This is a genomic window from Streptomyces purpurascens (genome assembly GCF_045040895.1).
Classification (GTDB): Bacteria; Actinomycetota; Actinomycetes; order Streptomycetales; family Streptomycetaceae; genus Streptomyces; species Streptomyces purpurascens.
In genome coordinates, this window is the sequence record NZ_CP108341.1 from 2,524,179 (window position 1) to 2,548,234 (window position 24,056).

At 71.0% G+C, this 24,056-nt stretch carries 23 protein-coding genes and 1 riboswitch; of the genes, 10 read left to right on the forward strand and 13 right to left on the reverse strand.

From position 1 onward, the window contains the following. Window positions 1-34: 34 nt before the first annotated feature. Window positions 35-1,270: a glycosyltransferase 87 family protein gene (locus tag OHU35_RS11555; RefSeq protein WP_405505266.1), complete on the forward strand. Its 1,236-nt coding sequence runs from the start codon at window positions 35-37 to the stop codon at window positions 1,268-1,270. Here the strand turns inward: OHU35_RS11555 and OHU35_RS11560 are convergent. Next, window positions 1,231-2,553, reverse strand: coding sequence for an MATE family efflux transporter (locus tag OHU35_RS11560; RefSeq protein WP_405509207.1), 1,323 nt, complete (start codon window positions 2,551-2,553; stop codon window positions 1,231-1,233). The genes OHU35_RS11555 and OHU35_RS11560 overlap by 40 nt on opposite strands. A gap of 137 nt (window positions 2,554-2,690) precedes the next feature. On the opposite strand from OHU35_RS11560, the gene OHU35_RS11565 reads away from it, so the two are divergent. Beyond that, window positions 2,691-3,221, forward strand: coding sequence for a PadR family transcriptional regulator (locus OHU35_RS11565; RefSeq protein WP_189729169.1), 531 nt, complete (start codon window positions 2,691-2,693; stop codon window positions 3,219-3,221). Here OHU35_RS11565 and OHU35_RS11570 read toward each other — a convergent pair. The 5 genes from OHU35_RS11570 to OHU35_RS11590 all read right to left on the reverse strand — a co-directional run bounded on the left by OHU35_RS11570 (window position 3,209) and on the right by OHU35_RS11590 (window position 8,558). After that, the gene (locus OHU35_RS11570) at window positions 3,209-4,393 is read right to left on the reverse strand and encodes a hypothetical protein (RefSeq protein WP_189729171.1); all 1,185 of its coding nucleotides are present in this window, start codon (window positions 4,391-4,393) and stop codon (window positions 3,209-3,211) included. The two genes, OHU35_RS11565 and OHU35_RS11570, sit on opposite strands and share 13 nt — an antisense overlap. Window positions 4,394-4,426: 33 nt before the next feature. Next, window positions 4,427-5,440: an NlpC/P60 family protein gene (locus OHU35_RS11575; protein ID WP_359895465.1), complete on the reverse strand. Its 1,014-nt coding sequence runs from the start codon at window positions 5,438-5,440 to the stop codon at window positions 4,427-4,429. 202 nt (window positions 5,441-5,642) lie between these two features. After that, window positions 5,643-6,683 (reverse strand): C40 family peptidase, encoded by a 1,041-nt coding sequence (locus OHU35_RS11580; protein ID WP_189729175.1) that lies wholly within the window; start codon window positions 6,681-6,683, stop codon window positions 5,643-5,645. 248 nt (window positions 6,684-6,931) lie between these two features. Then, on the reverse strand, window positions 6,932-8,281 hold the full coding sequence (locus OHU35_RS11585; RefSeq protein ID WP_189729177.1) for an NYN domain-containing protein: 1,350 nt from the start codon (window positions 8,279-8,281) through the stop codon (window positions 6,932-6,934). Window positions 8,282-8,318: 37 nt separating this feature from the next. Further along, window positions 8,319-8,558, reverse strand: coding sequence for a hypothetical protein (locus OHU35_RS11590; RefSeq protein WP_184596435.1), 240 nt, complete (start codon window positions 8,556-8,558; stop codon window positions 8,319-8,321). A 159-nt stretch (window positions 8,559-8,717) separates the two neighbouring features. On the opposite strand from OHU35_RS11590, the gene OHU35_RS11595 reads away from it, so the two are divergent. The 7 genes from OHU35_RS11595 to OHU35_RS11625 all read left to right on the forward strand — a co-directional run bounded on the left by OHU35_RS11595 (window position 8,718) and on the right by OHU35_RS11625 (window position 15,030). Continuing rightward, complete coding sequence (locus tag OHU35_RS11595) at window positions 8,718-9,470, forward strand: rhomboid family intramembrane serine protease (RefSeq protein ID WP_189729179.1); 753 nt, start codon at window positions 8,718-8,720, stop codon at window positions 9,468-9,470. After that, window positions 9,467-9,748, forward strand: a complete 282-nt coding sequence (locus OHU35_RS11600; RefSeq protein ID WP_097216160.1) for an Lrp/AsnC family transcriptional regulator — start codon at window positions 9,467-9,469, stop codon at window positions 9,746-9,748. The genes OHU35_RS11595 and OHU35_RS11600 overlap by 4 nt, the downstream gene beginning before the upstream one ends. A 103-nt stretch (window positions 9,749-9,851) precedes the next feature. After that, window positions 9,852-10,178, forward strand: coding sequence for a small secreted hydrophilic protein (locus OHU35_RS11605; protein ID WP_189729181.1), 327 nt, complete (start codon window positions 9,852-9,854; stop codon window positions 10,176-10,178). Then, window positions 10,108-11,619: an ATP-binding protein gene (locus OHU35_RS11610; protein WP_189729183.1), complete on the forward strand. Its 1,512-nt coding sequence runs from the start codon at window positions 10,108-10,110 to the stop codon at window positions 11,617-11,619. Before OHU35_RS11605 ends, OHU35_RS11610 begins: the two co-directional genes overlap by 71 nt. Beyond that, on the forward strand, window positions 11,616-12,275 hold the full coding sequence (locus OHU35_RS11615) for a response regulator transcription factor (protein ID WP_062926395.1): 660 nt from the start codon (window positions 11,616-11,618) through the stop codon (window positions 12,273-12,275). Before OHU35_RS11610 ends, OHU35_RS11615 begins: the two co-directional genes overlap by 4 nt. Window positions 12,276-12,411: 136 nt before the next feature. Beyond that, window positions 12,412-13,827, forward strand: a complete 1,416-nt coding sequence (locus OHU35_RS11620; RefSeq protein ID WP_189729185.1) for an SLC13 family permease — start codon at window positions 12,412-12,414, stop codon at window positions 13,825-13,827. A gap of 9 nt (window positions 13,828-13,836) precedes the next feature. Beyond that, complete coding sequence (locus tag OHU35_RS11625; protein WP_189729187.1) at window positions 13,837-15,030, forward strand: glycerate kinase; 1,194 nt, start codon at window positions 13,837-13,839, stop codon at window positions 15,028-15,030. Here the strand turns inward: OHU35_RS11625 and OHU35_RS11630 are convergent. The 6 genes from OHU35_RS11630 to OHU35_RS11655 all read right to left on the reverse strand — a co-directional run bounded on the left by OHU35_RS11630 (window position 14,985) and on the right by OHU35_RS11655 (window position 22,068). Further along, complete coding sequence (locus OHU35_RS11630; RefSeq protein WP_189729189.1) at window positions 14,985-16,352, reverse strand: aminotransferase class V-fold PLP-dependent enzyme; 1,368 nt, start codon at window positions 16,350-16,352, stop codon at window positions 14,985-14,987. The genes OHU35_RS11625 and OHU35_RS11630 overlap by 46 nt on opposite strands. 134 nt (window positions 16,353-16,486) lie before the next feature. Further along, window positions 16,487-16,603, reverse strand: a riboswitch (SAM riboswitch). A gap of 74 nt (window positions 16,604-16,677) precedes the next feature. Beyond that, window positions 16,678-17,742 carry an anthranilate phosphoribosyltransferase gene (trpD, locus tag OHU35_RS11635; RefSeq protein WP_189729191.1) on the reverse strand — a complete coding sequence of 355 codons (1,065 nt, stop codon included), beginning with the start codon at window positions 17,740-17,742 and terminating at the stop codon, window positions 16,678-16,680. Between the two features lie 125 nt (window positions 17,743-17,867). Continuing rightward, the gene (locus OHU35_RS11640) at window positions 17,868-19,490 is read right to left on the reverse strand and encodes a cytochrome bc complex cytochrome b subunit (protein WP_189729193.1); all 1,623 of its coding nucleotides are present in this window, start codon (window positions 19,488-19,490) and stop codon (window positions 17,868-17,870) included. After that, window positions 19,487-20,557 (reverse strand): ubiquinol-cytochrome c reductase iron-sulfur subunit, encoded by a 1,071-nt coding sequence (locus tag OHU35_RS11645; RefSeq protein ID WP_189729195.1) that lies wholly within the window; start codon window positions 20,555-20,557, stop codon window positions 19,487-19,489. The genes OHU35_RS11640 and OHU35_RS11645 overlap by 4 nt, the downstream gene beginning before the upstream one ends. Continuing rightward, on the reverse strand, window positions 20,554-21,366 hold the full coding sequence (locus OHU35_RS11650) for a c-type cytochrome (protein ID WP_184596416.1): 813 nt from the start codon (window positions 21,364-21,366) through the stop codon (window positions 20,554-20,556). The genes OHU35_RS11645 and OHU35_RS11650 overlap by 4 nt, the downstream gene beginning before the upstream one ends. 81 nt (window positions 21,367-21,447) lie before the next feature. Continuing rightward, the gene (locus OHU35_RS11655; protein ID WP_184596414.1) at window positions 21,448-22,068 is read right to left on the reverse strand and encodes a heme-copper oxidase subunit III; all 621 of its coding nucleotides are present in this window, start codon (window positions 22,066-22,068) and stop codon (window positions 21,448-21,450) included. 145 nt (window positions 22,069-22,213) lie between these two features. Here OHU35_RS11655 and OHU35_RS11660 point away from each other — a divergent pair, with 145 nt between their 5' ends. Beyond that, window positions 22,214-22,615 carry a response regulator transcription factor gene (locus tag OHU35_RS11660; protein WP_189729197.1) on the forward strand — a complete coding sequence of 134 codons (402 nt, stop codon included), beginning with the start codon at window positions 22,214-22,216 and terminating at the stop codon, window positions 22,613-22,615. Window positions 22,616-22,708: 93 nt separating this feature from the next. Here OHU35_RS11660 and OHU35_RS11665 read toward each other — a convergent pair whose 3' ends face one another. Beyond that, the gene (locus OHU35_RS11665) at window positions 22,709-23,968 is read right to left on the reverse strand and encodes an Ig-like domain-containing protein (protein ID WP_189729199.1); all 1,260 of its coding nucleotides are present in this window, start codon (window positions 23,966-23,968) and stop codon (window positions 22,709-22,711) included. Window positions 23,969-24,056: the final 88 nt, after the last annotated feature.

Sequence of the window (24,056 nt, forward strand, 5' to 3'; positions counted from 1 at the left end):
CCATCGACGAAGCACGCGGACGGGCAGGGATCAGGTGAAGACGACGGGCGCGAGGCGGTCCCTGGCATGGCTGCCGGTGGTCTGGTGTCTCACGAGGCTGGCGCTGCTGCTGTTCGTGATGAAGGTGTACGTCTTCCCGGGCCCGGACGTGACGAGCGACGTGCACGTGATCTACCAGGGCTGGTACGACGTTCTGCGCACCGGAACGTTCCCTCAGAACGACGTCACCTGGCAGTACCCGCCCGCCGCCGCCCTGGCGATCCTCTCCCCCGCGCTGCTGCCCTTCCTGCACTACGCGACCGCGTTCTTCGTCCTGGTCTGCGTCACCGACCTGGCCGTCCTGGCCCTGCTGGCGTACGCGGGACGGCGGCCCGGCCGGACCCTGCGCGGCGCCTGGGTCTGGGTGGCGGGCGTGCCGCTGCTGGGTCCGACGGTGTACGCGCGCTACGACGTGATGGTCACGGCCGTGGCGGTGGCCGCGCTGCTCGCCGGGGCCCGGCACCCGAAGGCGATGGGGGCGCTGGCGGCCTTCGGCGCGCTGCTGAAGGTCTGGCCGGCGATGCTCCTGCTGGCCGCCCGCCGACGGAGCGCCTGGGGGTCGGCCCTGGTGACCGGCATCGCGGTGACGGGCGCCTTCGCCCTGGTCATGCCGGGCGGGTTCGCCTTCCTCACCTTCCAGCGCGACCGGGGCACCGAGGTGGAGTCGCTCGGCGCGCTCGTCTTCCATGTCGCCCGGCACTTCGGCTGGCACGGCACGGTACTGCTGAACTACGGCTCGATCGAGTTCCTCGGGCCGTATGTGAGCGAGGTGAGCACGGGCGCGCTCTTCCTGACGGGTGCGGCCTTCGGCTGGCTGGTGCTGTGGCGGCTGCTGGCCCGGCGCTTCGAGGAGCACACGCTCGCCGACGCGGCCTTCGTGGCGGTGCTGATGTTCACGACCACCAGCCGGGTGATCAGCCCGCAGTACATGGTGTGGCTGGTCGGGCTGGCCGCGGTGTGCCTCTGCTTCCCCGGGAGCCGGATGCGGCTGCCGGTCGGCCTCGTCCTGGTGGCGTGCTTCATGACGGTGCTGGAGTTCCCGCTCTACTTCGCCAACGTGGTGGCCAGCGACGGCCTCGGCCTCACCCTGCTGTTCCTGCGCAACGGCCTCCTGGTGGTCGCCACCCTCCTCGCGGCCCGCGCCCTGTGGAAGGCGACGGTGCCGCGCACGGTCCCCGCCCCCCTGCCGTCTCAGCCGGCCCGCGCCGGCGAGACCCCCGTCTCCTCCTGAGCCGGGGCCCGCCGGAACAGCACGCCCGCCAGCGCACACTGCACCGCGGTCGCGAGCGCCAGCGCGAGACACACGCCCGGCAGCCCGAGCCCCGTCAGGCCCCACGCGAGCACCAACTGCACCGCGGTCCCGAGCACGGTCACCCGCAGCAGCACCGAGGCGCCCCCGCTGCCCTCGAAGACCCCGCCGAGCGCGATGAGACAGGCCATCAGCAGCAGGTAGGGCCCGACGCAGCGCAGAAACAGCACACCCTCGCCCGCGACCCCGGGCCCGGCCCCGAAGGCGGCCATGAGCCACGGGGCGCCGGCGGCCAGCAGTACGGCCGCAGTGAGGCCGAGGGCGCCGGAGACGAGCACGGCCTGCCGCCCGATCGCCCGCCGCTCGTCCTCCCCCGCGCCTCGGGTGTGCGCGGTGTGGATGGCGGCGGCCTGGCGGACGGCGTAGAAGGCCATGGTCGCCACGTACATGACCTTGTAGGCGATCGCGTACGCGGCCACCGCCGTCACCCCGAGCCGCGCCACGATCGCGACCAGGACCAGGGCGCCCGTCTGCCGCACGGTGAAGTCGGCGGACATGGGCAGGCCGGTCGTCAGCGTCCGGCGCAGGGAGACGGCCAGGGACTCGCCCGCCTCCGCCTCGCGTGCCGTGCGCAGCAGCGCGTTGCGCCGCACCGCGACGAGACCCGCCCCGAGCGCCACGGACCGGGACAGCACCGTGGCGGCGGCGGCGCCCTGGACGCCGTAGAGGTGGATGAAGAGCGGGTCGAGGGCCAGGATCAGGCCGTTGGAGAGCAGGGCGAGCCGCAGCGGGGTTCTGGTGTCGCCGGTGCCTTTGAGGAGGCCGTCGACGAGTTGCTGGGCGAAGAAGACGGCCATGCCCGGCAGGGAGAGCGTGAAGTAGGCGACGGCGAGCGGGAGGGCGGCGCTGTCGGCCCCGCCCAGCACCAGCCGGGCCAGCGGTTCGCGTCCCAGCAGACCACCCGCCACGACCAGTGGCGTCACGAGCGCCCACAGCGCCCATCCGCCGCGCACGGCCGCCCGTACGGCCACGGGGTCGCGGGCACCCCGGGCGTGGGCGACCAGCACGGTCGTACCGGAGCCGAAGACCAGGGCGATGCCGAGCAGCACGTTCTCCGTGTTGGTCGCCACGGCCACGGCGGCCACGGCCGGGCCGCCCAGCCGCGCGACCCAGACGGTGTTGATGATCCCCGCGGCGACGGAGGCGAGGAGCGAGAGGTAGACGGGGCCGGCGAGCAGGAGGAGCTGCCTGCGATGAGCGTTCACCATGACTGTCCCCCTGAACCCGAGCCCTCATGACCCTCGATACGAGCTACCTCTGTAAGAGCTATCTCGATTCGAGGTAACTCGTTAAGAGGTAGCATGCCTCACACGTCACCCGCAAGGAGGACCGAAGGAGGACCATGCTGGAGCTGTCGATCCTCGGCTTCCTGGCCGAGGAGCCCCTGCACGGCTATGAGCTCAAGGAGCGCATCAAGGCGCTGACCGGCCATGTCCGGCCGGTGAGCGACGGCGCCCTCTACCCGGCGATCACACGCCTGGTCGGGGCGGGCCTGCTCGACCAGCACACCGAGCCGGGCGCGAGCGCGGCCCCGCGCCGGATCCTCGCCCTCACCGACCGGGGCCGCGAGGAACTGCTGGAGCGGCTGCGCCGGCCGAAGCAGACCGAGATCACCGACCACGTCCGTTTCAACACGGTCCTGGCGTTCCTGCGCCACCTGCCCGACCGGCGCGAGCAGGCCGCGGTGCTGCGCCGCCGGCTGGACTTCCTGGAGACCCCGACGAGCTTCTTCTACGCGTCCGGCAAGCCGGTCCGTGCCGAGGAGGCGGACGACGTGTTCCGCCAGGGCATGCTCCGGGTCGCGCGCGCGACGGGCGAGGCGGAACGGGCCTGGCTGCGGGAGACCGTCGCGCTGCTCGATCAGCCGAGCTGAGCCCGCAGATACTCCTGCCACTCCTGCGTGAAGGCCTCCGGTGTCGTCCCCAGCACCTCCCGCATCGCCTCCGCCACCGCCCCGGCCCGCTTCCGGTGCTCCCCGACAGCCCGGTAGAACTCGCCCAGCCGGGACTCGCCCCAGCGGTCGGCGATCAGCCGGCACGCCGTCCAGCCGCTCTCGTAGGCCCGGGCCAGGCGGCTCGCGTCGCCGGTGAAGCCGAAGTCCTCGTCCTCCGGCAGCGCCTGCGGGAGCTGCCCCTGGCTCACCGCCCGGGACAGCTCCGGCGCGGCCTCGGAGGGGATGCGGCCGGTGGCGCGGTAGCCGACCCAGTCGGCGTACCCCTCGGACAGCCAGAGGGGTGTGGCGGCACCGGTGTGGGCGCGGGTGGCGACATGGGTGGTCTCGTGGGTGACGACGACCTGCTCGCCGAGGCCGCCGAGGAGCGCGAAGGCGTCCGGGTTGACGATGATCCGGTCCGCCGGTGCCCGGGCCGGAGCGCCCGTCTCCCCGGTGGTGACCGCCGCGATCCCCCGATAGGAGGAGGCGGGCGAGCCGAGCAGCCCCGCCATCCCCTCCAGGGACTTCGGCACGAGCACGACGACGTGCCGGGACCAGTCCGTGCCCCACGCCTCGGACACGGCGGGCACCGCTCGGTCGGCCAGGTCCGCGAAGTCGCGCAGCGACCGGCCGGACTGCCCGACGCCGAGGACGAGGCTGCGGGCGCCCCGGACGGCCTGCACCGCCCCCTGGTCCCACAGTTGCTGCGCTGACTTCCTCGCGGGCCGGTCGGCGTCCACGGACCACCGCCCGTCCGCGTCCCGGCTCAGCCGCAGGGTGCGGCCCGCGGTCACCGGCGCCCGGTCGTACCCGGCGACGCGGTAGCGCAGTTCGGCGTCGGCGGTGGCGGTGTCACCGGTGCGGCGCAGCTCGGTCACGCGGTACGACCAGGCGGCCAGGGGCACCGCGCGCAGGCGGGCGAAATCCACCCCCGTGCCCGTCCGTTCGTAGGCCCGCGCGTCGCGGTCGAGGACGGCCGCGGCCCGCCGGTCCAGGAGCCGCTGGACGTCGGCCGTGGCACTGTCGGCGGCGGACCGCCCGCCGCACCCGACCAGGGCGACGAGCAGCACGACGAGCGCCACCACCGCGGACCCCGACCTTCGACCAGCCACGTTCCCGATCGTACGGGCGCCGGGCCGCGCCGGTCAGACCCTGGTGACCGAGGAGACGGGCATCATCCCGACCGGGTCGTAGCGCACGGGTGCGCCGGGGTAGGGCGCGTGGATGACCTGGCCGTTGCCCATGTACATCCCGACATGGCTGGCGTCGTCCCGGTAGACGACCAGGTCACCGGGGCGCGCCTCGGACAGCGGGACCTGCCGGCCGGCGTACCGCTGGGCCTGTGAGGTGCGCGGCAGGGACACGCCGGCCTGCGCGTACGACCACTGCGTCAGGCCCGAACAGTCGAAGCCGGAGGGGCCGTTGGCGCCCCAGACGTAGGGCCTGCCGACCACGCTGCGGGCGGCGGCGACGGCGGCCGCCCCGCGTCCCGAGGCCGGGGTGGCGTTCCCGAGGTAGGGCAGGTCGCCGCGGCCGGAGCGGGAGGCCCGCTCGTAGGCGGCGCGCTCGGCCTCCGGCAGGGAGTTGAGCAGCCGCCGGGCCGTGGCGAGCTTCCGCTCGACGGACTTCTTGTGGACGGCGACCGTCTTGCGGCTCTTCTCCAGTTCGCGGAGCTTCCCGGCGGCCTCCTCGCGGTCCTGGGCGAGTTCGCGCATGGCGTCCTGGAGGTCCTTCAGCTCACCGGCCTGGTGGGCGGTGACGCGGTCCAGCCGGGCGGCCCTGTCGAGGTAGTCCTCCGGGTCGTCGGAGAACAGCAGGGCGAGGGACGGGTCGAGTCCCCCCGAGCGGTACTGGGCGCCGGCCAGCGAACCGAGCGCATCCCGCATGGAGTTGATGCGCTGCTGCTGCCGGGCGATCCGGTCCCGGGCGGTACCGGCCTCCTCGCGCAGCTCGTCGGCGCGCTCGTCGGCCTTGTTGTAGGCCTCGGTGGCCTTCTCGGCCTGCTCGTAGAGGCGGTCCACCTCGGCCCGGGTGTCGTCGTACGGTGCGGACGCGGCCGGTACCGCGCACAGGGCGGTGGCCGCGACGGACAGGAAACCGACCGCGGCACCGGCGCCCCGGTCGAACCCGGACGGTGCAAGTCGGCGATGGGACCCCACGGGAAGCCGCTCTCCTTCCGCTGACGGACTTGGAAACGCGGCAGACAGTAGCCCCGGGACGGGAGGCAGCCAACGACCATCCGTGGGTACGCGGCACGACGCCCCGCCGCTGACGCAGGTCACCGGCGGGGCGTGGGCTTACTCGAGACTGTGGTGATTCCCCCGAACGGCGGACACGGTGTCCTCGGGAGGGGGCCGTTCGTCAGACGCGGACGCCGAACATGAACGGGCCGCCGATGGTGTCCATCGACTCGTAGCGGACGACCGTTCCGGTGCGCGGGGCGTGGATGATCTGCCCGTTGCCGGCGTAGAGGCCGACGTGGTGCAGGTCGTTGAAGAAGAAGACCAGGTCGCCGACCTTGAGCTGGCTGACCGAGGAGATCCTGGTGCCGATCTGGGACTGCGCCTCGGAGGTACGCGGGATCTGGATGCCGGCCGCCGCGTAGGCCCGGGAGGTGAGGCCGGAGCAGTCGTAGGAGCTCGTGCCGGTGGCGCCGTAGACGTAGGGCTTGCCGAGCTGGCTCTGGGCGAAGGCGTAGGCCGCGGCGGCCCGGCCCGAGCCGGGCGGGACGTTGCCGGTGAGGGCGTCGCGCTCGCTGTCCCGGCTGGCGCGGTCCTGCTGGGCGGCGAGCGCCTGCTTCTCGGCGGCGGTGAGGCTGTTGAGCAGCTTCTGCGCGGAGCCGAGCTTGCCCTGGACTTCCTTCTTCTTCTTGCCGAGTTCGGTGCGGGTGGAGGCGAGGTCCTTGAGCTTCTCGGAGGCCTCGGCGCGCTCCTGGGCGAGTTCGCGCTGCTTCTCCTGGACCTTCTTCAGCGCCTCGACCTGCTGGCTGCTCAACTGGTCGAGCGTGGAGGCCTTGTCGAGGTAGTCGTCCGGGTTCGAGGAGAGGAAGAGCTGGACCGAGGGGTCGATGGAGCCGGTGCGGTACTGCGACGCGGCCGCGAGGCCCAGGCTGTCGCGCAGCTCGTTGAGCTCCTCCTGGCCGCGGGCGACGTTGTCCTGGATGGTGGAGATCTCCTTCTGGAGCTTCTCCTGCTTCTCCTTGGCCCCGTTGTACTTCTCGGTGGCCTGCTCCGCCTCTTCGTAGAGCTTGTCGACCTTCGCCTTGACCTCGTCCTTGCTCGGCTTCTCGCTGGGGGCCGCGTTGGCGGCCTGCGAGCTGAAAGCGACGGCAGCGGCGGCGGCGGTGGTCAGCACGGTCACACGTGCGCGGCTCGGCTGCTTCGGACGACGGTGGGACGCCACGGGTGAAAAGCTCCTTCTGCCCCCTCCGCCGTCTCTCCCGATGAGCGATCACCCGAGCGGAGGTTTCGGAGCCTGACCCTAGTGACCTTCCTGTGATCAGTTCAAATCCTCAGATGAAAAATTGCGTCACAGTGAGCCAACTTTTCCCCTGGACTCACAGGCGGTGAGACTCACTTGACTTAACGTGGCCCACAGGTCTCACCAATTCGGGCATCACGCCCGGACGTTACGCATCGCCCTTACGGCGCCTAGGCCCGCGAAAGGCGCTTGAGGAGCATCGCCGAGGCCACGGGCCGGGCGCCGGCCCGGGCCACCCCGTCGGCGACCTCCCGGTCGGTGGACGCCACGATGACCGGCCTTCCGGGTGGTTCGGCGCGCACAAGTTGACGGATGAGCTCGTCGGCGGTGACGCCCGGCTTCGAGAACAGCACCCGTACCCCGCGCGGCGGCGCCAGCAGGACCGGCGCGGCCAGTTCGGCCCCGTCGAAGACGCACGTCACCTCGGCGCCGCTCTGCGCCGCCAGTTGCGAGAGCTGCCCCAGCAGCCTGAGGCGCTGCTTCTCCAGCGGCATCTGCGGATAGCCGGTCTTGGTGACGTTGTAGCCGTCGACGACCAGATGGGCCTGCGGCAGCGCCAGCAGCTGGTCGAGGACCTGCGGATCGTCCTCGGAGAGCGCGCGGGCGGCGATGTCCTTCGGGCTCATCCGGCCCGGTTCGACGGCGTCCACGGTCTCGGCGGGCCGCACCGACACCGGCGGCAGGGCCAGTTCACGCCGGAGCCCCTGGGTGGCGTCCAGCAGGGTGTCCAGCAGCAGCCGCACCCGCATGTCCTCGACGCTGCGGCCCTCGCGGGCCGCCCGGCGCGTGGCCTCCAGGGCCGCCTCGGTCTCCCCCAGCCGGGCCTTGAGCCGCCGGGTCTCGCTCTCGGCGGCGGACACCTGGGCGTGCCCCTCGGCGCGGACGGCCTCCATCTCGCCGTGCGCCTTGCGCAGGGCGGCCTCGCCGCGCTTGACGTCACTGAGGGCGGCGCGGAGCTTGCGGTGCAGCGACTCGGATTCCCTCTTGGCCGATTCCAGCTCCGTGCGCAGCCGCTCGGTCTCGGCCCTGGTGTGGTCACGGGCCCGGGCCAGCTCGGCGCGCAGCCGCTCCAGCTCGGCCCGGCTCTCCTCGTCGGCGCGCTCGGCGTCGGCCCGCTGGGCCTCCTCGCCGGCGGCGGTCACCAGCTTCACCCAGTCGGTCGGCCGCAGTACGTAGGCCGCGGCCGCCACGTCGAGCGGGTCCGCGGCCGGGGGCGGGGAGCCTGAGTCGAGGGCGCCGGCGAGTTCCGGCTGGGCCTCTCTGAGCTTCTCCCCGATGCGCTGCCGGAAGAGCGGGTCGGTCTCCAGCGCGGAGGCCATGGCGTTGCCGGCGAACTTGGCCCTGCGGTTCGGGGCGAACCGGGCGTACTGCCTGAGCTGTGCGGGCAGCTCGCCGACCGTCAGCGATCCAAAGCCGTCGGAGACGATCTGGACGACCTTGCGTCGCACGCCGTCGGGCAGCGGACGGTCGAGCACCTCGGCGGCGCCGTCGCCCGGCCCCCCGCCTGTGGTCTCCGCCATCCGTCACACCCCAATGCCTGTGCGGGGCCCGCTCCCGTCAGGAGCCGGCGCCCGGCCTGTCCACGAGTTCCACCTGGTCCACCGCGTTGCACCAGCGGCAGCGCACCGACTCGATGGTCTCACTGAGCACCTCGCGCTCCTCGACCTTCGCCTCTCCGGCAAGGTCGAGGTGGACGTACTCGACGACCTTCGACGAGCGGGTCACGTCGAAGCGCGTGAGGTTGCCGCAGAGGGTGCAGCGCCACCGCGTCTCGGCGGTCGGCAGGGGAACCGTCATCGTGGCCTGTTCTCTTTCCTTCTAGTGTCCGTGACGCCACCGGCTTCCCCGGTGCGTGTGGCTCGTAACCCTACGGCCTGCTGGGTCCTCGTCGCCTGCGTGTCCACGGCGGCGAGGCGGTCTGTGCGGTTGCGTCCGGTTACGTCATGCTCTGTATCCATGATCAGCAAGTGGAGCGCGTCGATCGGCCGGGTGAGCGGATCGATCAGGGGGTCGTCGTCGCCGGTGACGTACGCACTGATCGCCCTGTGCTGCACGGTCTTCCTGGCCGGGCCCGCCTCGGGCATCGGCCCGGCGTACGGCTCGGGCGACGATCTGCTCGCCGCGCAGCGGGCCTACTTCCGGCACTGGGGCGTGATCCCCGCAGAACTGTTCGAGGGATCCCCCGGGTCGGCGCTCACCCCGGCGACAGCGCTCTTCGTCCACGGCACCTGGGTGCACCTGCTCGGCAACATGCTCTTCCTCTACGTCTTCGGGGCGATGACCGAGGAACGGATGGGGCGGGTGCAGTTCACCCTGTTCTACGTCGGCTGCGGCTACCTGGCCCTGCTCGGGTACGCCGTCGCCAACGCGGACTCCGAGCAGCCCCTGGTCGGTGCCTCCGGGGCGATCTCGGCGGTCCTCGGCGCGTTCCTGTACCTGTTCCCCCGTGCCCGGGTGACCAGTCTCCTGCCGTTCCTCTTCTTCCTGCCGGTGCGCTTCCCGGCCTGGGTCGTGCTGCCGTTCTGGGCGGCACTGCAGTGGCTGGCGGCGGGGCGGGCCTCGGACGGGCCCGGGGTGGCCTACCTCGCCCACCTGATCGGCTTCGGTCTGGGCTTCTGCTACGCCTCGGTCCGCTACGGCCGTCCCACCGGCCCCACTAGAGTGAAGACCGCCCCTGCTCCGGCCCCCGAGGGAGAGAACCAGCCGTGATCACCGCGATCGTCCTCATCAAGACCAGCGTGGACCGGATCCCCGAGATCGCGGAGTCGATCGCGGCGCTGGACAGCGTCAGCGAGGTCTTCTCCGTCACCGGCACCTACGACCTCATCGCTATGGTCCGGGTGAAGCAGCACGAGGACCTCGCCGAGGTCATCCCCGGCCGGATCAGCAAGATCCCCGGCGTGGAGGGCACGGACACGCACGTGGCGTTCCGTACGTACTCGCAGCACGACCTGGAGGCGGCGTTCTCCATCGGGCTGGACAACTGAGGACCGGTTCCGGACACGGCACGCCGGACCCGGGATTCCGGATGAAGAGTTCTTCATCCGCGCTTCATCCCGCTCCCCGGGTTCCGTCCGCAGGATCGGGCACATGGTTTTCTCTCGCCGGATGGCGGCCCTGTCCGCCGTCGTGCTGATCCCGCTGGGCATCGCCGCGACCAGCTACGCCCTCGCGGACAGTCCCCAGTCGCCCAAGGTCCCCTCCCAGCAGGTGGAGCTGGACAACCGCTCGCCCACGCCCACCTCCACGCTCACGCCCGCCTCGAAGCCCACGCCGCCCGCCGCCACGCCGGGCGACGAGGTCGTCTCGCGGCCCCCGGTGACCGACAGCTCAGCGAGTGACGACGATGACGACGACCGCGGCCAGGGCAACGGAGACGACGGACCGGGCGACGACGGACCCGGCTCCGACAACTGACCCCGGCCGGCGGCGCGTCTCCGCCCGGGTCCGCATCCTGCTCTGGCTGCTGCTCGTGATGGCGGTCGCGCTCGCCTCGGTGGCCATGACCACCCGCTCCTTCCTGCTGCGGGACGTCGACAACCGGATCAACCGCCTGCTCACCCAGGAGACCGGCGAGTTCGCCAACTTCGAGGAACGGGGCGGGGATCCGCAGACCGGCCGCCCGTTCACCGACGCGAACCGGCTGCTGACGGTGTTCCTGGAACGGCAGTACCCCGACGCGGACGAGGAGCTGATCGGCCTGGTCGGCCGGGCGGGGAGCGGCCCCCGGCAGATCCGCCAGCAGCACGACCTGCCCGTCGCCCTGCCCCTGCACCGGGATCCCGGCGCCAAGCGCGCCGTCTTCGACTCGCCCGACTCCTCCGGGGTGCTCCGGCGGCCTCAGGGCGAGATCCGCTGGGCCAAGGTCACCGTGGCCCGGCAGGGCCGGGCGCCGGACGCCGCGTTCGTCGTCGCCTTCCACCCGGAACGCGAGCGGGCCCGGGTGAACGACATGTTCCGCACGCTGCTCGTCATCTCCGGGGTCGCCCTGCTGCTGACCGTCGGCATCGCCTGGGCGGTCGCCGGGCGGATCCTCAAACCGGTGCGGGTGGTGCGCACCGCGGCGGCCCAGCTCACCGAGCAGGGCCTCACCCGGCGGATCCCGGTGCACGGCAACGACGACATAGCCGCTCTCGCCGAGACGTTCAACGGCATGCTCGACCGGCTGGAGCGGGCCTTCGCCGCCCAGCGCGAGTTCGTCGACGACGCGGGGCACGAACTGCGTACGCCCATCACCATCGTGCGCGGCCATCTGGAGCTGATGGGCGACGACCCGGCCGAACGCGAGGAGACGGTCCGGCTGGTCACCGACGAGCTGGACCGGATGAGCCGCATCGTCGAGGACCTGCTGCTGCTCGCCAAGGCCGAACGCCCCGACTTCGTCACCCCAGAGCCGGTCCAGGTCGCCGAACTCACCGCCGACGTCTACGTCAAGGCCCGCACCCTGGGCGAACGCGACTGGCGGCTCGACGGGGTCGCCGACCTGGAGGCCGAGCTGGATCCGCAGCGGATCACCCAGGCGATGGTGCAGCTCGCGCAGAACGCCGTGCAGCACACCACGACCGGCCAGACCATCCGCATCGGCTCCCGCACCGACGGCCCGGACCTGGAGCTGTACGTCGCCGACTCCGGGCCCGGTGTGCAGCCCCAGGACGCCGAGGTGATCTTCGAACGCTTCCGGCGCGGCACGGCCCGCCGCGGCACCCGGGGCTCCGGCGCCGGACTCGGGCTGTCCATCGTCAAGGCGATCGCCGAGGGCCACCGGGGCCGGGTGCGGCTCTACGGCACGCCCGGTGGCGGCGCCGGCTTCGCCCTCGTTCTGCACGCACCCCGGGCACCGGAAGGGGACTCCCCGTGAACCGCATCCTCATCGTCGAGGACGAGGAGCGCATCGCCTCCTTCGTGGAGAAGGGCCTGCGCTCCAACGGCTTCACCACGACCGTCGTCACCGACGGCGACGCGGGCTACGAGTACGCCCTGACCGGCGGCTTCGACCTCGTCGTCCTGGACATCGGGCTGCCCGGCCGGGACGGCTTCACGATCCTGCGCGAGCTGCGCGAGGCGCGGGTGTCGGTGCCGGTGATCGTGCTGACCGCGCGGGACTCCGTACGGGACACGGTGGCCGGCCTGGAGGGCGGCGCCGACGACTGGATGACCAAGCCGTTCCGCTTCGAGGAGCTGCTCGCCCGGGTACGGCTGAGGCTCCGTACGGCGGCGCGGGCGCCGGAGGTGACGGTGCTTCGGTCGGGCTCCCTGAGCCTCGATCTCCGTACCAGGCGTGCGCGGTCCGGGGAGCGGACGGTTGACCTGACGGCTCGTGAGTTCGTGTTGCTGGAGCTGTTCCTGCGGCATCCGGGGCAGGTGCTGTCCCGGGAGCAGATCCTGTCGCATGTGTGGGGATACGACTTCGATCCGGGGTCCAACATCGTGGACGTGTACGTGCGGACGCTGCGGAAGAAGCTGGGGGCGGAGCGGGTGGAGACGGTGCGGGGGATGGGGTACCGGTTGCCGTAGTGCCGCGTGGGCGCCGTTGCCGGGTGCGGGTTCGCCGTGGTTGTTCGCGCGGTTCCCCGCGCCCCTGAGGGACATGTGAAAACTCCTTCATGCAAGGCTCATGGAGGGCTCACCGCTCTCGCCGACCGTTTGTGGCGTGACCCTGAATCCGCGCTCCACCACCGTCCTGTGCGTGGCGCTGTCGTTGTGCGCGCTGCTCGCGATACCCACGAACTTCCCGGGACTCGGCGGCGACGCCCGTTTCACGCTCGCCGTGTTCGTGTTCGCGACCTGTGCCTGGATCGGGACGTCGATCGACGACACCTACATCGCGCTGGGCGCCGGGCTCGCGCTCACGGTGACCGGGGTGATCAGCAGCGACACCCTGTTCGGCACGCTCGGCGACGCCACGGTGTGGCTGCTGATCTGCGCGTTCGTGCTGGCGGCCGCGGTGAGCCGGACCGGGCTCGCGGGCCGGGCGGCGGTGTTCCTGGTCAGCGGGGCACGCACCGTACGGCAGCTCGTGCACCTGACGACGGCCGCCCTGGTCGTCACGGCGTTCGCGGTGCCCGCCACCTCGGGCCGGGCCGCGCTCGCGCTGCCGGTGTTCCTGGCCCTCGCGAAGGTCCTCGCCGACCGGAAGCGACTGGTCGTGATGCTGGCGCTGCTGTTTCCGACCGTGATCCTTCTGTCGGCGGTGGCGACTCTGATCGGTGCGGGTGCGCATCTGATCACCGTGTCGGTGCTGTGGGAGACGACCGGGCAGCACATCGGCTTCACGGAGTGGCTGCTGCTGGGTCTGCCGCTGGCCGTGGCCTCGTCCCATCTGGCCGCCGAGCTGGTGATGCTGACGACGACCCGGCGGGCCGACCGCCGCGGCCCGGTCAGCATCACCCCGGAGCAGATCCAGGAGCACAGCGAGCAGTCGGTGACCGGCCCCTGGAGCCAGGCCGAGAAGCGCTGCACCCTGCTCCTCGCCACGGTGGTGCTGCTGTGGTGCAGTGAGCCGCTGCACCGGGTGCCGCCCGCCCTGGTCGCGCTGATCGGCGCCGTCATCGCCTCCTCCCCCGCTCTCGGCACCGTCCGTCTGAAGGACGCGCTGAAGACCGTCCCCTGGTCGCTGCTGCTGTTCATGGCGGCGACGATGGCGATGGGCGTCGCGCTCGCCGACTCGGGAGCGGCGAAGTGGCTGGTCTCGGGGCTGCCGACGGGCCAGCACCCGGTGATGTTCCTGGCGATCGTGATCGCCGTCAGTACGGCGGCCCATCTGGTCCTGCAGTCCCGCTCGGCCCGTTCGTCGGTCCTGGTCCCGCTGGTCGTGGCCGCCGCGGTCGGCGTCGGCGTCAACCCGGTCGCGGCCGCGCTCGCCTCCACCGCCGCCGCGGGCTTCTGCCACACCCTGCCCGCCTCGGCCAAGCCGGTCACGCTCTTCGCGCAGATCCCCGGCACGCCCACCTACACCCCGCGCGACCTGCTGCGGCTGTCCGCGTTCCTGGCCCCGCTGACCGCCGCGCTCGTCCTGCTCTTCGCCGTCGCGGTGTGGCCGCTGCTCGGCGTGTCCGTCACCCGTTAAGGAGCCCTCATGCTGACCCGTGTCGTCGTAGCCCCCAGCGGTTTCAAGGAGTCCCTGTCTGCCGAGGCGGCGGCCGACGCCATCGCCGCGGGTGTCCGCCGTGTCCTGCCCGACGCCGAGATCGACCTGGTTCCGCTGGTGGACGGCGGCGAGGGCACGGCCGTCGCCCTGGCCGCCGCGACCGGCGGCCGGCTCGTCACCGTGCCCGCCACCGGCCCCGTCGGGGAGACCATCGGCGCCCACTTCGCCCTGCTGGGCTCAGGTGACACGGCGGTGGTGGAGATGGCGGCGGTCGCGGGCCTCTCCCTCGTCCCGCGCGACCTGCGCGACCCGGGCGCCACCACCACGTACGGTGTCGGCGAACTGATCCGCTCCGCGCTCGACCGGGGCGTCGGGCGGATCCTCGTCGGCTGCGGCGACTCGGGCACCTCGGACGGCGGCGCGGGCGCGCTCCAGGCGCTCGGGGCCCGGCTCCTGGACGAGGAGGGCCGGGAACTTCCGTACGGAGGAGCCGCGTTGGCGCGTCTGCACCGCATCGATCCGCGGGGCCTGGACACCCGCCTCGCGGACGTGGAGCTCCTCGTCGCCTGCAACCCCTACAACGTGCTGTGCGGCGAGCGGGGCGTCGCCCGGGTCTTCGGCCCGCAGAAGGGCGCGACGCCCGCCCAGGTCGAGGAACTGTCGGCCGGCCTGGAGAACTGGGCGTTCGTCCTCACCCGCGATGTCGCCGTCCCGGACACGAACCTCCGCCACGGTCCCGGAACCGGGGCCTCCGGCGGCCTGGGAGCCGGCCTCGCCGCCCTGGGCGCCCGGCTCCTCCCCCGCTTCGACGTGCTGCTGGACCATCTCGACCTGGACGCCCGGCTGGCCCGCGCCGACCTGGTCGTCACCGCCGAGGGCGCCCTGGACCACCAGACACCGCGCTGCAAGGTCCCGGCCGAGGTGGCCCGCCGGGCCAAGCTCCACGGCCGCCCGGTGCTGGCCCTGGCGGGCACGCTCGGCGAGGGCGCGCACGAGGTGCCGGGCGTGGACGCGTTCAGCGGCATCCTGCCGGCTCCTATGGCCCTGGCGGAGGCCCTGGTGCGGGCCTCCGAGCTCCTCACGGACGCGACCGAACGCGCCCTGGGAATGATCCTGCTGGGCGCCCGGCTACCGGCTCACGCGGAGGTGTCCGGGACGCAACGGCCGTCCTCCGTGCGGTAGTTCCACCGCGCGCCGTCCTGGACCAGCTCCTTGACGGCGTCGACGAACCGCTCGACGTGCTCGTCGGGCGTGCCCGCGCCGAAGCTCACCCGGATGGCGTTGAGGGACTTCTCTCCGGGAGCCGCCTCCGGTGCCCCGCACTCGCCCTGGGTCTGCGGGTCGCTGCCCAGCAGCGTCCGCAGGAGGGGGTGGGCGCAGAACAGCCCGTCCCGCACCCCGATGCCGTACTCGGCGGAGAGGGCGGCGGCGAAGTGGGAGCTGTTCCAGCCCTCGACGACGAAGGAGATGACGCCGACGCGCGGGGCGTCGTCACCGAAGAGGGAGAGGATCCGGACCTCCGGCACCTCGGCGAGGCCCGTACGCACCTTCTCGATCAGGTACTGCTCGCGCGCGACCAGGTTGTCGAACCCGGCCTCGGTGAGCGCCGCGCAGGCGGAGGCGATGGAGTAGGCGCCGATGACGTTCGGGGAGCCGGCCTCGTGACGGGCGGCACTGTCGTGCCACTCCACGTCGACGCCGCCGTCCGTACGCCGCGCCACCTTCCGCGAGGCACCGCCGCCCGCGAGGTAGGGGTCCGCCTCACGCAGCCAGTCGGCCCGGCCGGCCAGGACACCGGAGCCGAAGGGCGCGTACAGCTTGTGCCCGGAGAAGGCGACCCAGTCGACGTCGAGGTCCGCGACGGACACCGGGTGGTGCGGGGCCAGCTGGGCGGCGTCCAGCACGATCCGGGCGCCATGGGCGTGCGCGGCCGCCGCGAGCTCCCGTACGGGCCACAGCTCGCCGGTGACGTTCGAGGCACCGGTGACGCAGACGAGGGCCGGCCCGTAAGGCTCCCGGTCGGCGAGGGCGCGCTCCAGGGTCTCGACGGCCTGCCGCGGGCTGCTCGGGGCGTCGAGGTAGGTGACGCGCGCGTTCCGCCACGGCAGCAGGGAGGCGTGGTGCTCGGTCTCGAAGACGAAGACCTGGCAGTCGGCCGGGAGCGCGGCGGCGAGGAGGTTCAGGGAGTCGGTGGTGGACCGGGTGAACACCACCTGGTCGCCGTCCCGGCAGTCGAGGAACTCCGCGACGGTCCGCCGGGCGTTCTCGAAGAGGTCGGTCGACAGCTGGGACAGGTACCCGGCACCGCGGTGGACGCTGCCGTAGTACGGCGCGTAGGCGGCGACGTCGTCCCAGACGCGCTGGAGCGCCGGGGCGCTGGCGGCGTAGTCGAGCGCGGCGTAGGTGACCTCGCCCCCGGTCACGAGCGGCACGGTGACATCCCGGCCCAGAACGGGCAGCGAGGCACAAACGGACTGGTCGGCGGCAACAGCGGAGACGGACATGGGTGAACTCCCGTGAAGGCAGGTGGAATCCGCCCGCGAGCACATAGGGCTACAAGCGGGGGTGAAAGTGGAGAGGGATGCGGAGGCGGGGCTCTGCGGCCCTATCGCATTCGCTGGTTCACGAGAAACTCCTCGTCACGCGCTTGCCACAGACCTCGCTGCCTGCGGCCTGGTCTTCACCCGGGGCACCCCGCCACGGACGGAGGGTTGCCGGACAGTCGGCCGGGGCCTCATGACTGTCACTCATGACCTGGTCAGGAAAGTACGCGAAAAGATCGGCGTCCCGCAACCCGAGTCCGGATCGCGGGACGCCGTACGGGATCCGCTAGATGTTGCTCGCGGCCACCCAGCGCTCCAGGGTCCGCTTCGCCGCCCCCGAGTCGATCGACTCCGCCGCCTTCGCCATCCCGGCACGGATCTGGTCGGCCAGGGGTGCCGCCGTGGGCTCCAGCGCCACCAGCGCGGCCGCCGAGTTCAGCAGGACCGCGTCGCGGACCGGCCCGGTCTCGCCCTCCAGCAGGCGGCGGGCGACCTCGGCGTTGTAGGAGGCGTCCGCGCCGCGCAGGGCCTCCACGGGGACCAGTTCGAGGCCCACGTCGCGCGGGTCGAAGGCCTCCTCTCGCACCGTGCCGTCCCGGACGATCCACACCCGGGACGTGGCCGTGGTGGTCAGTTCGTCCAGGCCGTCGTCGCCCCGGAAGACCAGGGACGAGTTGCCGCGCTCGGCGAAGACGCCCGCGACGATCGGAGCCATGCGCGGGTCCGCCACACCGACGGCCTGGGACCGCACCCGGGCCGGGTTGGTCAGCGGGCCGAGCGCGTTGAACACCGTACGGATGCCCAGCTGGCCGCGTGCCGCGCCCGCGTGGCGCAGGGCCGGGTGGAACTTCACCGCGAAGCAGAAGGTGATCCCGGCCTCCTCGGCGACCTCCGCGACCCGGTGCAGCGGCAGCTCCAGATTGACCCCGAGCTTCTCCAGCACGTCGGAGGCCCCGGACGCCGAGGACGCGGCCCGGCTGCCGTGCTTGACGACCTTCGCGCCCGTGCCGGCGACGACGATCGAGGACATCGTGGAGATGTTGACCGTCTTGGCGCCGTCACCGCCCGTGCCGACGATGTCGACCGTCGCCCCGGGCACCTCGATCACGTTCGCGTGCTCGTACATCGTCCGGACGAGGCCTTTGATCTCCTCGACGGTCTCGCCCTTGGCCCGCAGGGCCACCACGAAGCCCGCGATCTGCGCCTCGGTCGCCTCGCCGCGCATGATCAGGTTCATCGCCCAGGCGGTGTCGTCCGCGCTCAGGTGCCTGCCGTCCAGCAGGCCGTTCAGCAGGGCGGGCCAGGAGCGGCCCGCCGCGGTGTCGCCTCCAGCGGGGGTCACAGCGCTCATCAGCCGCTCCTGGGTCGTCGTACGTCACGTAAAAGCAGTGGTCCCACCCTATCCAGCCCCGGGCACCACGAAGGGCCCCGTCCGAACACCGGACGAGGCCCTTCTGTGGCGTGGCGAAGCAGCGATCAGTGGTGGCCGTGGCCGCTCGTGATCTCCCGGTACTCCTCGGCGGTGGGCTTGGGGATCTGGGCCCCCTCGCCGTAGTAGGACTCGCTGAGCTTGGCGCGCAGCTTCTCGGAGCCCTTCACCTTGCGCTCGACACCGTTCTCGTCGGTCGTCGGACCGATCTCGGCCGGCTGGTACTGCTCGTGCGCGGTGAGCGTGTACATCTGCTCCTGGCTGAGCGGCTCGTGCACCTCGATGAACTCACCGTGCGGCAGGCGCTTGATGATGCCCGACTCGCGGCCGTGCAGCACCTTCTCCTTGTCCCGGCGCTGCAGGCCGAGGCAGATGCGCTTGGTGACGATGAACGCGATGACCGGTCCGAGGAAGAACCCGATGCGGACGAACCAGGTGACCGTGTTGATCGACAGATGGAAGTGCGTGGCGACGATGTCGTTGCCACCGCCGATCAGCATGATGATGTAGCCGGTGACCCAGGCGACACCGACACCCGTGCGGGTCGGGGCGTTGCGCGGCCGGTCCAGGATGTGGTGCTCGCGCTTGTCCCCGGTGACCCACGACTCGATGAACGGGTAGAGGGCGATGATCCCGAGGAAGACACCGAAGAGCACCAGCGGGATGAACACGCCCAGGACGAGCGTGTGGCCCCAGAAGTTGACCTCCCAGCCCGGCATCGCACGGATCAGACCCTCGGCGAAGCCCATGTACCAGTCGGGCTGGGCACCGGTCGACACCTGGTCGGGACGGTAGGGGCCCAGAACCCAGATCGGGTTGATCGTCGCGATGCCGGCGAGGGCCGCGATGACACCGAAGACCAGGAAGAAGAAGCCTCCGGCCTTGGCCATGTAGACCGGCAGCAGCGGCATGCCGACGACGTTCTTGTTGGTCCGTCCGGGACCCGCGAACTGGGTGTGCTTGTGGTAGAAGACCAGGATCAGGTGGCCGACCACGAGCCCGAGCATGATGCCCGGCAGCAGCAGGATGTGGATCGAGTAGAACCGGGCGACGAAGTCGGTGCCCGGGAACTCCCCGCCGAACAGGAACATCGAGATGTACGTGCCCACGATCGGCACGGACAGGATCGCGCCCTGCGTGAAGCGGACACCGGTGCCGGACAGCAGGTCGTCCGGGAGCGAGTAGCCGGTGAAACCGGTGAACATGCCCAGGACGAACAGCAGGAAGCCGAACATCCAGTTGATCTCACGCGGCTTGCGGAACGCGCCGGTGAAGAAGACGCGCATCATGTGCACGAACATGCCGGCGAGGAAGATGATCGCCGCCCAGTGGTGGATCTGCCGGATCAGCAGACCGCCGCGGACGTCGAAGCTGATGTCCAGGGTGGAGGCGAACGCCTCCGACATCAGCTGCCCCTGGAGCGGGACGTAACTGCCGTGGTACTCCACCTCGTTCATCGACGGGTGGAAGAACAGCGTCAGATACACACCCGTGAGGATGATGATGATGAAGCTGTAGAGGCAGATCTCACCCAGCATGAAGGACCAGTGGTCCGGGAAGATCTTGCGCATGTTGGCCTTGGCCAGGGAGTAGATCCCGAGGCGGCCGTCGGCCCAGTCGGCGACCCGCTCACCCGCGGGCGCCTTGCGGCGTTCTTGTGCAGTGCTCATCCGCGCTCCCAGAAAGCAGGGCCGACGGGCTCTTCGAAGTCGCCGAGCGCCTCGAGGTAGCCCTCGTCGTTCACGCCGATGCGGAGCTGCGGCAGGGCGTGACCAGCGGGACCGAAGATCACTCGGGCACCGTCGGAGAGGTCGAAGGTGGACTGGTGGCAGGGGCAGAGCACGTGGTGCGTCTGCTGCTCGTACAGGGAGATCGGGCAACCGACGTGGGTGCAGATCTTCGAGTACGCGACGATGCCCTCGTGCGACCACTCGAGCTCGCGCTTGTCCTTGATGTTCTCCGGCTGGATCCGGACGATCATCAGGGCGGCCTTGGCGATCTCGTTCTGGAACTCGTGGTCGTGCTCCTCCAGGCCCTCGGGCTTGGCGAAGGTCAGCGAGCCGACCGCGACGTCGGACGGACGCAGCGGCTCGTTGGTGTTCATGTTGACGAGCAGCTTGCCCTTGGACCACAGCGTGTGGCGGAGCTTGGTGCCGGGCAGCGGGCCGAGGTCGCGCAGCAGCACGACACCGGAGAGCGGCACCAGCGTGAGCGCGCCGAGCATGGTGTTGCGGATCAGCTTGCGGCGGCCGAGCGCGGACTCCTTGGCGCCCTGCTTGAAGTCCGCGAAGACCTTCTCGCGGACCTCGGGCGTCGCCGCGATCGCGTGCCGCTCGTCGGCGACCTCCACGTCGGACATCAGGGTGCGCGCCCAGTGGACGGCGCCCGCGCCGATGCAGAACAGCGCGATGCCGAGCGTCATGCCCAGCGCGAAGTTCAGCGCGCTGATGTGACCCAGCGGGAAGATGAAGACCGACTTGTCGACCGGGATCGCCACGAACGCGGCGATGAAGGCGACGGTGGCCAGCATCGACACCGTGAACAGCAGGGCGACCGAACGCTCGGACCGCTTGGCGGCCCGCTCGTCGACGTCCTGGACCCGGTGCTCGTGGGGAGGCAGGCCCGGGTCGGCGAACGGGTGCTTGTCGTCCGGGACGCTGATCGCGTCGTGCCCGTGCTCGTCACGTCCCGCGTGCTCGGCGGGCAGGTTCTCTTCTGGAATGTCTTGGCTACTCATGACTTCTTGGCCTTTGCGGTCCGGGCGGCGACCCACACGGCGACGGCGATCAGTCCGCCGAGACCGAAGATCCAGCCGAACAGGCCCTCGCTGACCGGCCCGAGGCCGCCGAGCTCGAGGCCGCCGGGGCTCTCGGTCTTGTCGCTGTTGACCGCGTCGAGGTAAGCGATGATGTCCTTCTTGTTCTTCTCCGACAGCGTGGTGTCGGGGAAGGACGGCATGTTCTGCGGGCCGGTCTGCATGGCCTCGTAGAGGTGCTTCGCGGAGACGCCCTCGAGGGTCGGCGCGTACTTGCCGTGTGTCAGCGCACCGCCCTTGCCGGTGAAGTTGTGGCACTGCGCGCAGTTGGTGCGGAACAGCTCACCGCCCTTGGCGATGTCGGCACCCTCGGGGCCGTACTGCTCCTCCGTCGGGACGGACGGACCGGCACCCAGCGAGGCGATGTACGCCGCGAGCTGGTCGATCTCGGCCTGCGAGTAGATGTTCTTCTTCGCCGGGACCTGCGGGCCCTGCGAGGTGGCGGCCGGCATGCGGCCCGTGCCCACCTGGAAGTCGACGGCCGCGGCGCCCACACCCACCAGGCTCGGCCCGTCGGAGGTGCCCTGACCGCCGGTGCCGTGGCAACTGGCGCAACCGACCGAGTAGAGCTTCTTGCCCTCCTCGATGGTGAGGGACTGGGCGGTTTCGTCGGCCTTCGCCGGGCTCGTCGGTGCGAACACGGCATACAGCCCCCCGGTGCATGCCAGCGCGAGGAGTAGGACGACGAGCGCCGCCAGCGGGTGGCGTCGTCGTGCGGAGAGCTTTTTCACGGATTACCCCGGTGTCAGGATCTTCTGCGTCGATGCTTCTGGGATGCGTGCTTCGTCGAGCACGCGTGGATGCGGGCCCTGCTACTTGATCATGTAGATCGTGGCGAAGAGACCGATCCAGACGACATCGACGAAGTGCCAGTAGTAGGACACGACGATCGCGGCGGTCGCCTGCTCATGGGTGAACCTGCTGGCGGCGTAGGTCCGGCCGAGGACCAGCAGGAAGGCGATGAGACCGCCCGTCACGTGCAGGCCGTGGAAGCCGGTGGTCAGGTAGAACACCGAGCCGTAGGGGTCGGAGGACAGGGACAGGCCCGCGTCCTTGACCAGCTCCGTGTACTCGAAGACCTGACCGCCGATGAAGATCGCACCCATCACGAAGGTGACGATGAACCACATCCGGAGCTTCTTCACATCACCGCGCTCGGCGGCGAAGACGCCGAGCTGGCAGGTGAGCGAGGAGAGCACCAGGATGGTGGTGTTCGTCGCCGAGAACGGGAAGTTGAGATGGGCAGCCATCTCCTTCCAGTGATCGGGACCCGTCACCGATCGCAGGGTGAAGTACATCGCGAAGAGGGCCGCGAAGAACATCAGCTCGGAACTCAACCAGATGATGGTTCCGACGCTGGTGAGGTTCGGCCGGTTGACCGACGGGTGCGCGTGCCCGGTTTCTGCTGTCGTTGCTGTCGCCACGACCGACATTATGTCGGTCGCTTATCCCGCCCTCACTCCGGGGGGTGCCGTTCGGAGTGTCTCTGCCTGTCGTACCGGTGTTGACGTGGTGTTCAAGGGAGTAGCATCCCGCCCATCGGGCCTGTCCTTACGACGCTGACGTCACGGAGGAACAATGCAGCCGACCGCCACGGTGCTGGTCTACAGCGACGACTCCAACACCCGCGAGCAGGTGCGGCTCGCCACGGGACGGCGGCCGGCGCCGGACGTCCCTGTGGTGGAGTTCCTGGAGTGCGCGACTCCGGCCGCGGTGCTCAAGGAACTGGACCGGGGTGGGGTCGATGTCTGTGTGCTGGACGGTGAGGCCGTGCCGATGGGGGGCATGGGGCTCTGCCGGCAGATCAAGGACGAGGTGTTCGACTGCCCGCCGGTGCTGGTGCTGATCGGGCGGCCGCAGGACGCGTGGCTGGCGACCTGGAGTCGCGCGGAGTCGGCGGTGACCTTGCCGGTGGAGCCGGTGGAGTTCGCGGCGGCGCTGGCTGCTTTGCTGCGGGAGAAGAAGGCCTTGAACGCCTAGGGGCTCGGTTCGACCGGTTGTGTGGCGGGTGCGGGTGGGTTGTGGCTTGTCGCGCAGTTCCCCGCGCCCCTGGGGACGAGCCCCTGAGGGCGTTCAGACGCTCTGTGGGCGCAGTCGGGCCCTGTCGGCCGCTGCCGGGCCGTCTGGGGTGCCGCCCAGGAGGGCGCTGCCCGTGCGCCACTTCTGCCAGTCGAGGTTCCAGTCGCCGAAGCCGTTGCCGAAGGGGGCCATGGTGTCGCCGCCGGAGTTGATGACCTTGACGATGTCACCCTCGCGTACGGTGTCGTAGAACCACGCGGCGTTCTCGGTGCTCATGCCGGTGCAGCCGTGGCTGACGTTGGCGGCTCCCTGGGAGCCGACCGACCAGGGGGCGGCGTGGACGTACTCGCCGCTGTTGGTGACGCGGACGGAGTGGTGGACGATCAGGTCGTAGAAGTCCGAGGCGCCGATGCTGGCGCTGGTCATGCGGACGGTGCCCTCCTTGGCCAGGACGACCTTGACGCCGTTGCGGGTGTCGTAGCCGGGCATGCCCGTGGTCACCGGTATCTGGCGGATGATCTCGTCGTTCTTGTAGACCGTCATCTGGTGGGCCGAGGCGTCCGTGACGGCTATGAGCTTGTCGGCGGTGCTGATCGTCAGCGGCTTGGCCTTGCCGCCGCCCCACAGACGGTCGCCGATCTTGATGCCCTCGAGGTTGCTGCGGACCTGGACGGTGGCCTGTGCGGGCCAGTAGTCCTTCGGGCGGTAGTGGAGCTTCTTGTCGTCCACCCAGTGCCAGGCGCCGTCCACCGCGGGCATGGAGGAGACCTTGAGCGCGCGTTCGACGACGGCCCGCTGGGCCCTGTCCTTGACGGGCCGGCTCAGCTCGGCGGTGACGGGCTGGCCGACGCCGTAGGTGCCCTTCTTGGGGCCGAAGGCGACGTCCAGGCGCTTCTTGGTGGTGGGCTTGCCGGTGTCGAAGGTGAGGACCTTGCGGCCGGGCGCCCCGTCCTCGTCCTCGGTGCTCACACGGACCGTGTAGCCGGCGTTGGCGGCGAGCGGTGCGGTGCTGTGCCAGCGGCTGCCGTCGGCGGCCAGTTCGCCCGCCAGGTAGCGTCCGGCGGCGTCGTGGGCCGTGACGTCCGTGATGCGCCCGTCGGAGTCCTCGGCGACCACTTCCAGGGGCTTGTCCGGGTCGGCCTTCTCACGGCCCTCGGAGGGGCCGTTGAAGGAGATCTGGTCCGCCGCGTCGTAGGGGCGGTGGGAGAGCGGGTTGCCGTCCGAGCCGCAGGCAGTGACGCCCGCGCAGAGGGCTATCACCAGCAGCGTGCAACTGACGACGGTGCGGGGCCTGCATATCGCTGTGTGGCTCATGACCTCACGCTAGGAAGACCCGTCAACAGCGGCACGCCGAGAGACTCGTACGAGTGACGCAGATTGCGGCAAGAAGCAGGGGCCCGGA

Excerpts from the sequence above, each read along its gene's own strand:
- OHU35_RS11565 (WP_189729169.1), top strand. The coding sequence starts at position 2,691 with ATGCTGGAGCTGTCGATCCTCGGCTTCCTGGCCGAGGAGCCCCTGCAC.
- OHU35_RS11585 (WP_189729177.1), bottom strand. The coding sequence starts at position 8,281 with ATGGCGGAGACCACAGGCGGGGGGCCGGGCGACGGCGCCGCCGAGGTG.
- OHU35_RS11590 (WP_184596435.1), bottom strand. The coding sequence starts at position 8,558 with ATGACGGTTCCCCTGCCGACCGCCGAGACGCGGTGGCGCTGCACCCTC.
- OHU35_RS11595 (WP_189729179.1), top strand. The coding sequence starts at position 8,718 with ATGATCAGCAAGTGGAGCGCGTCGATCGGCCGGGTGAGCGGATCGATC.
- OHU35_RS11605 (WP_189729181.1), top strand. The coding sequence starts at position 9,852 with ATGGTTTTCTCTCGCCGGATGGCGGCCCTGTCCGCCGTCGTGCTGATC.
- OHU35_RS11610 (WP_189729183.1), top strand. The coding sequence starts at position 10,108 with ATGACGACGACCGCGGCCAGGGCAACGGAGACGACGGACCGGGCGACG.
- OHU35_RS11625 (WP_189729187.1), top strand. The coding sequence starts at position 13,837 with ATGCTGACCCGTGTCGTCGTAGCCCCCAGCGGTTTCAAGGAGTCCCTG.
- OHU35_RS11630 (WP_189729189.1), bottom strand. The coding sequence starts at position 16,352 with ATGTCCGTCTCCGCTGTTGCCGCCGACCAGTCCGTTTGTGCCTCGCTG.
- trpD (WP_189729191.1), bottom strand. The coding sequence starts at position 17,742 with ATGAGCGCTGTGACCCCCGCTGGAGGCGACACCGCGGCGGGCCGCTCC.
- OHU35_RS11640 (WP_189729193.1), bottom strand. The coding sequence starts at position 19,490 with ATGAGCACTGCACAAGAACGCCGCAAGGCGCCCGCGGGTGAGCGGGTC.
- OHU35_RS11645 (WP_189729195.1), bottom strand. The coding sequence starts at position 20,557 with ATGAGTAGCCAAGACATTCCAGAAGAGAACCTGCCCGCCGAGCACGCG.
- OHU35_RS11655 (WP_184596414.1), bottom strand. The coding sequence starts at position 22,068 with ATGTCGGTCGTGGCGACAGCAACGACAGCAGAAACCGGGCACGCGCAC.
- OHU35_RS11660 (WP_189729197.1), top strand. The coding sequence starts at position 22,214 with ATGCAGCCGACCGCCACGGTGCTGGTCTACAGCGACGACTCCAACACC.
- OHU35_RS11665 (WP_189729199.1), bottom strand. The coding sequence starts at position 23,968 with ATGAGCCACACAGCGATATGCAGGCCCCGCACCGTCGTCAGTTGCACG.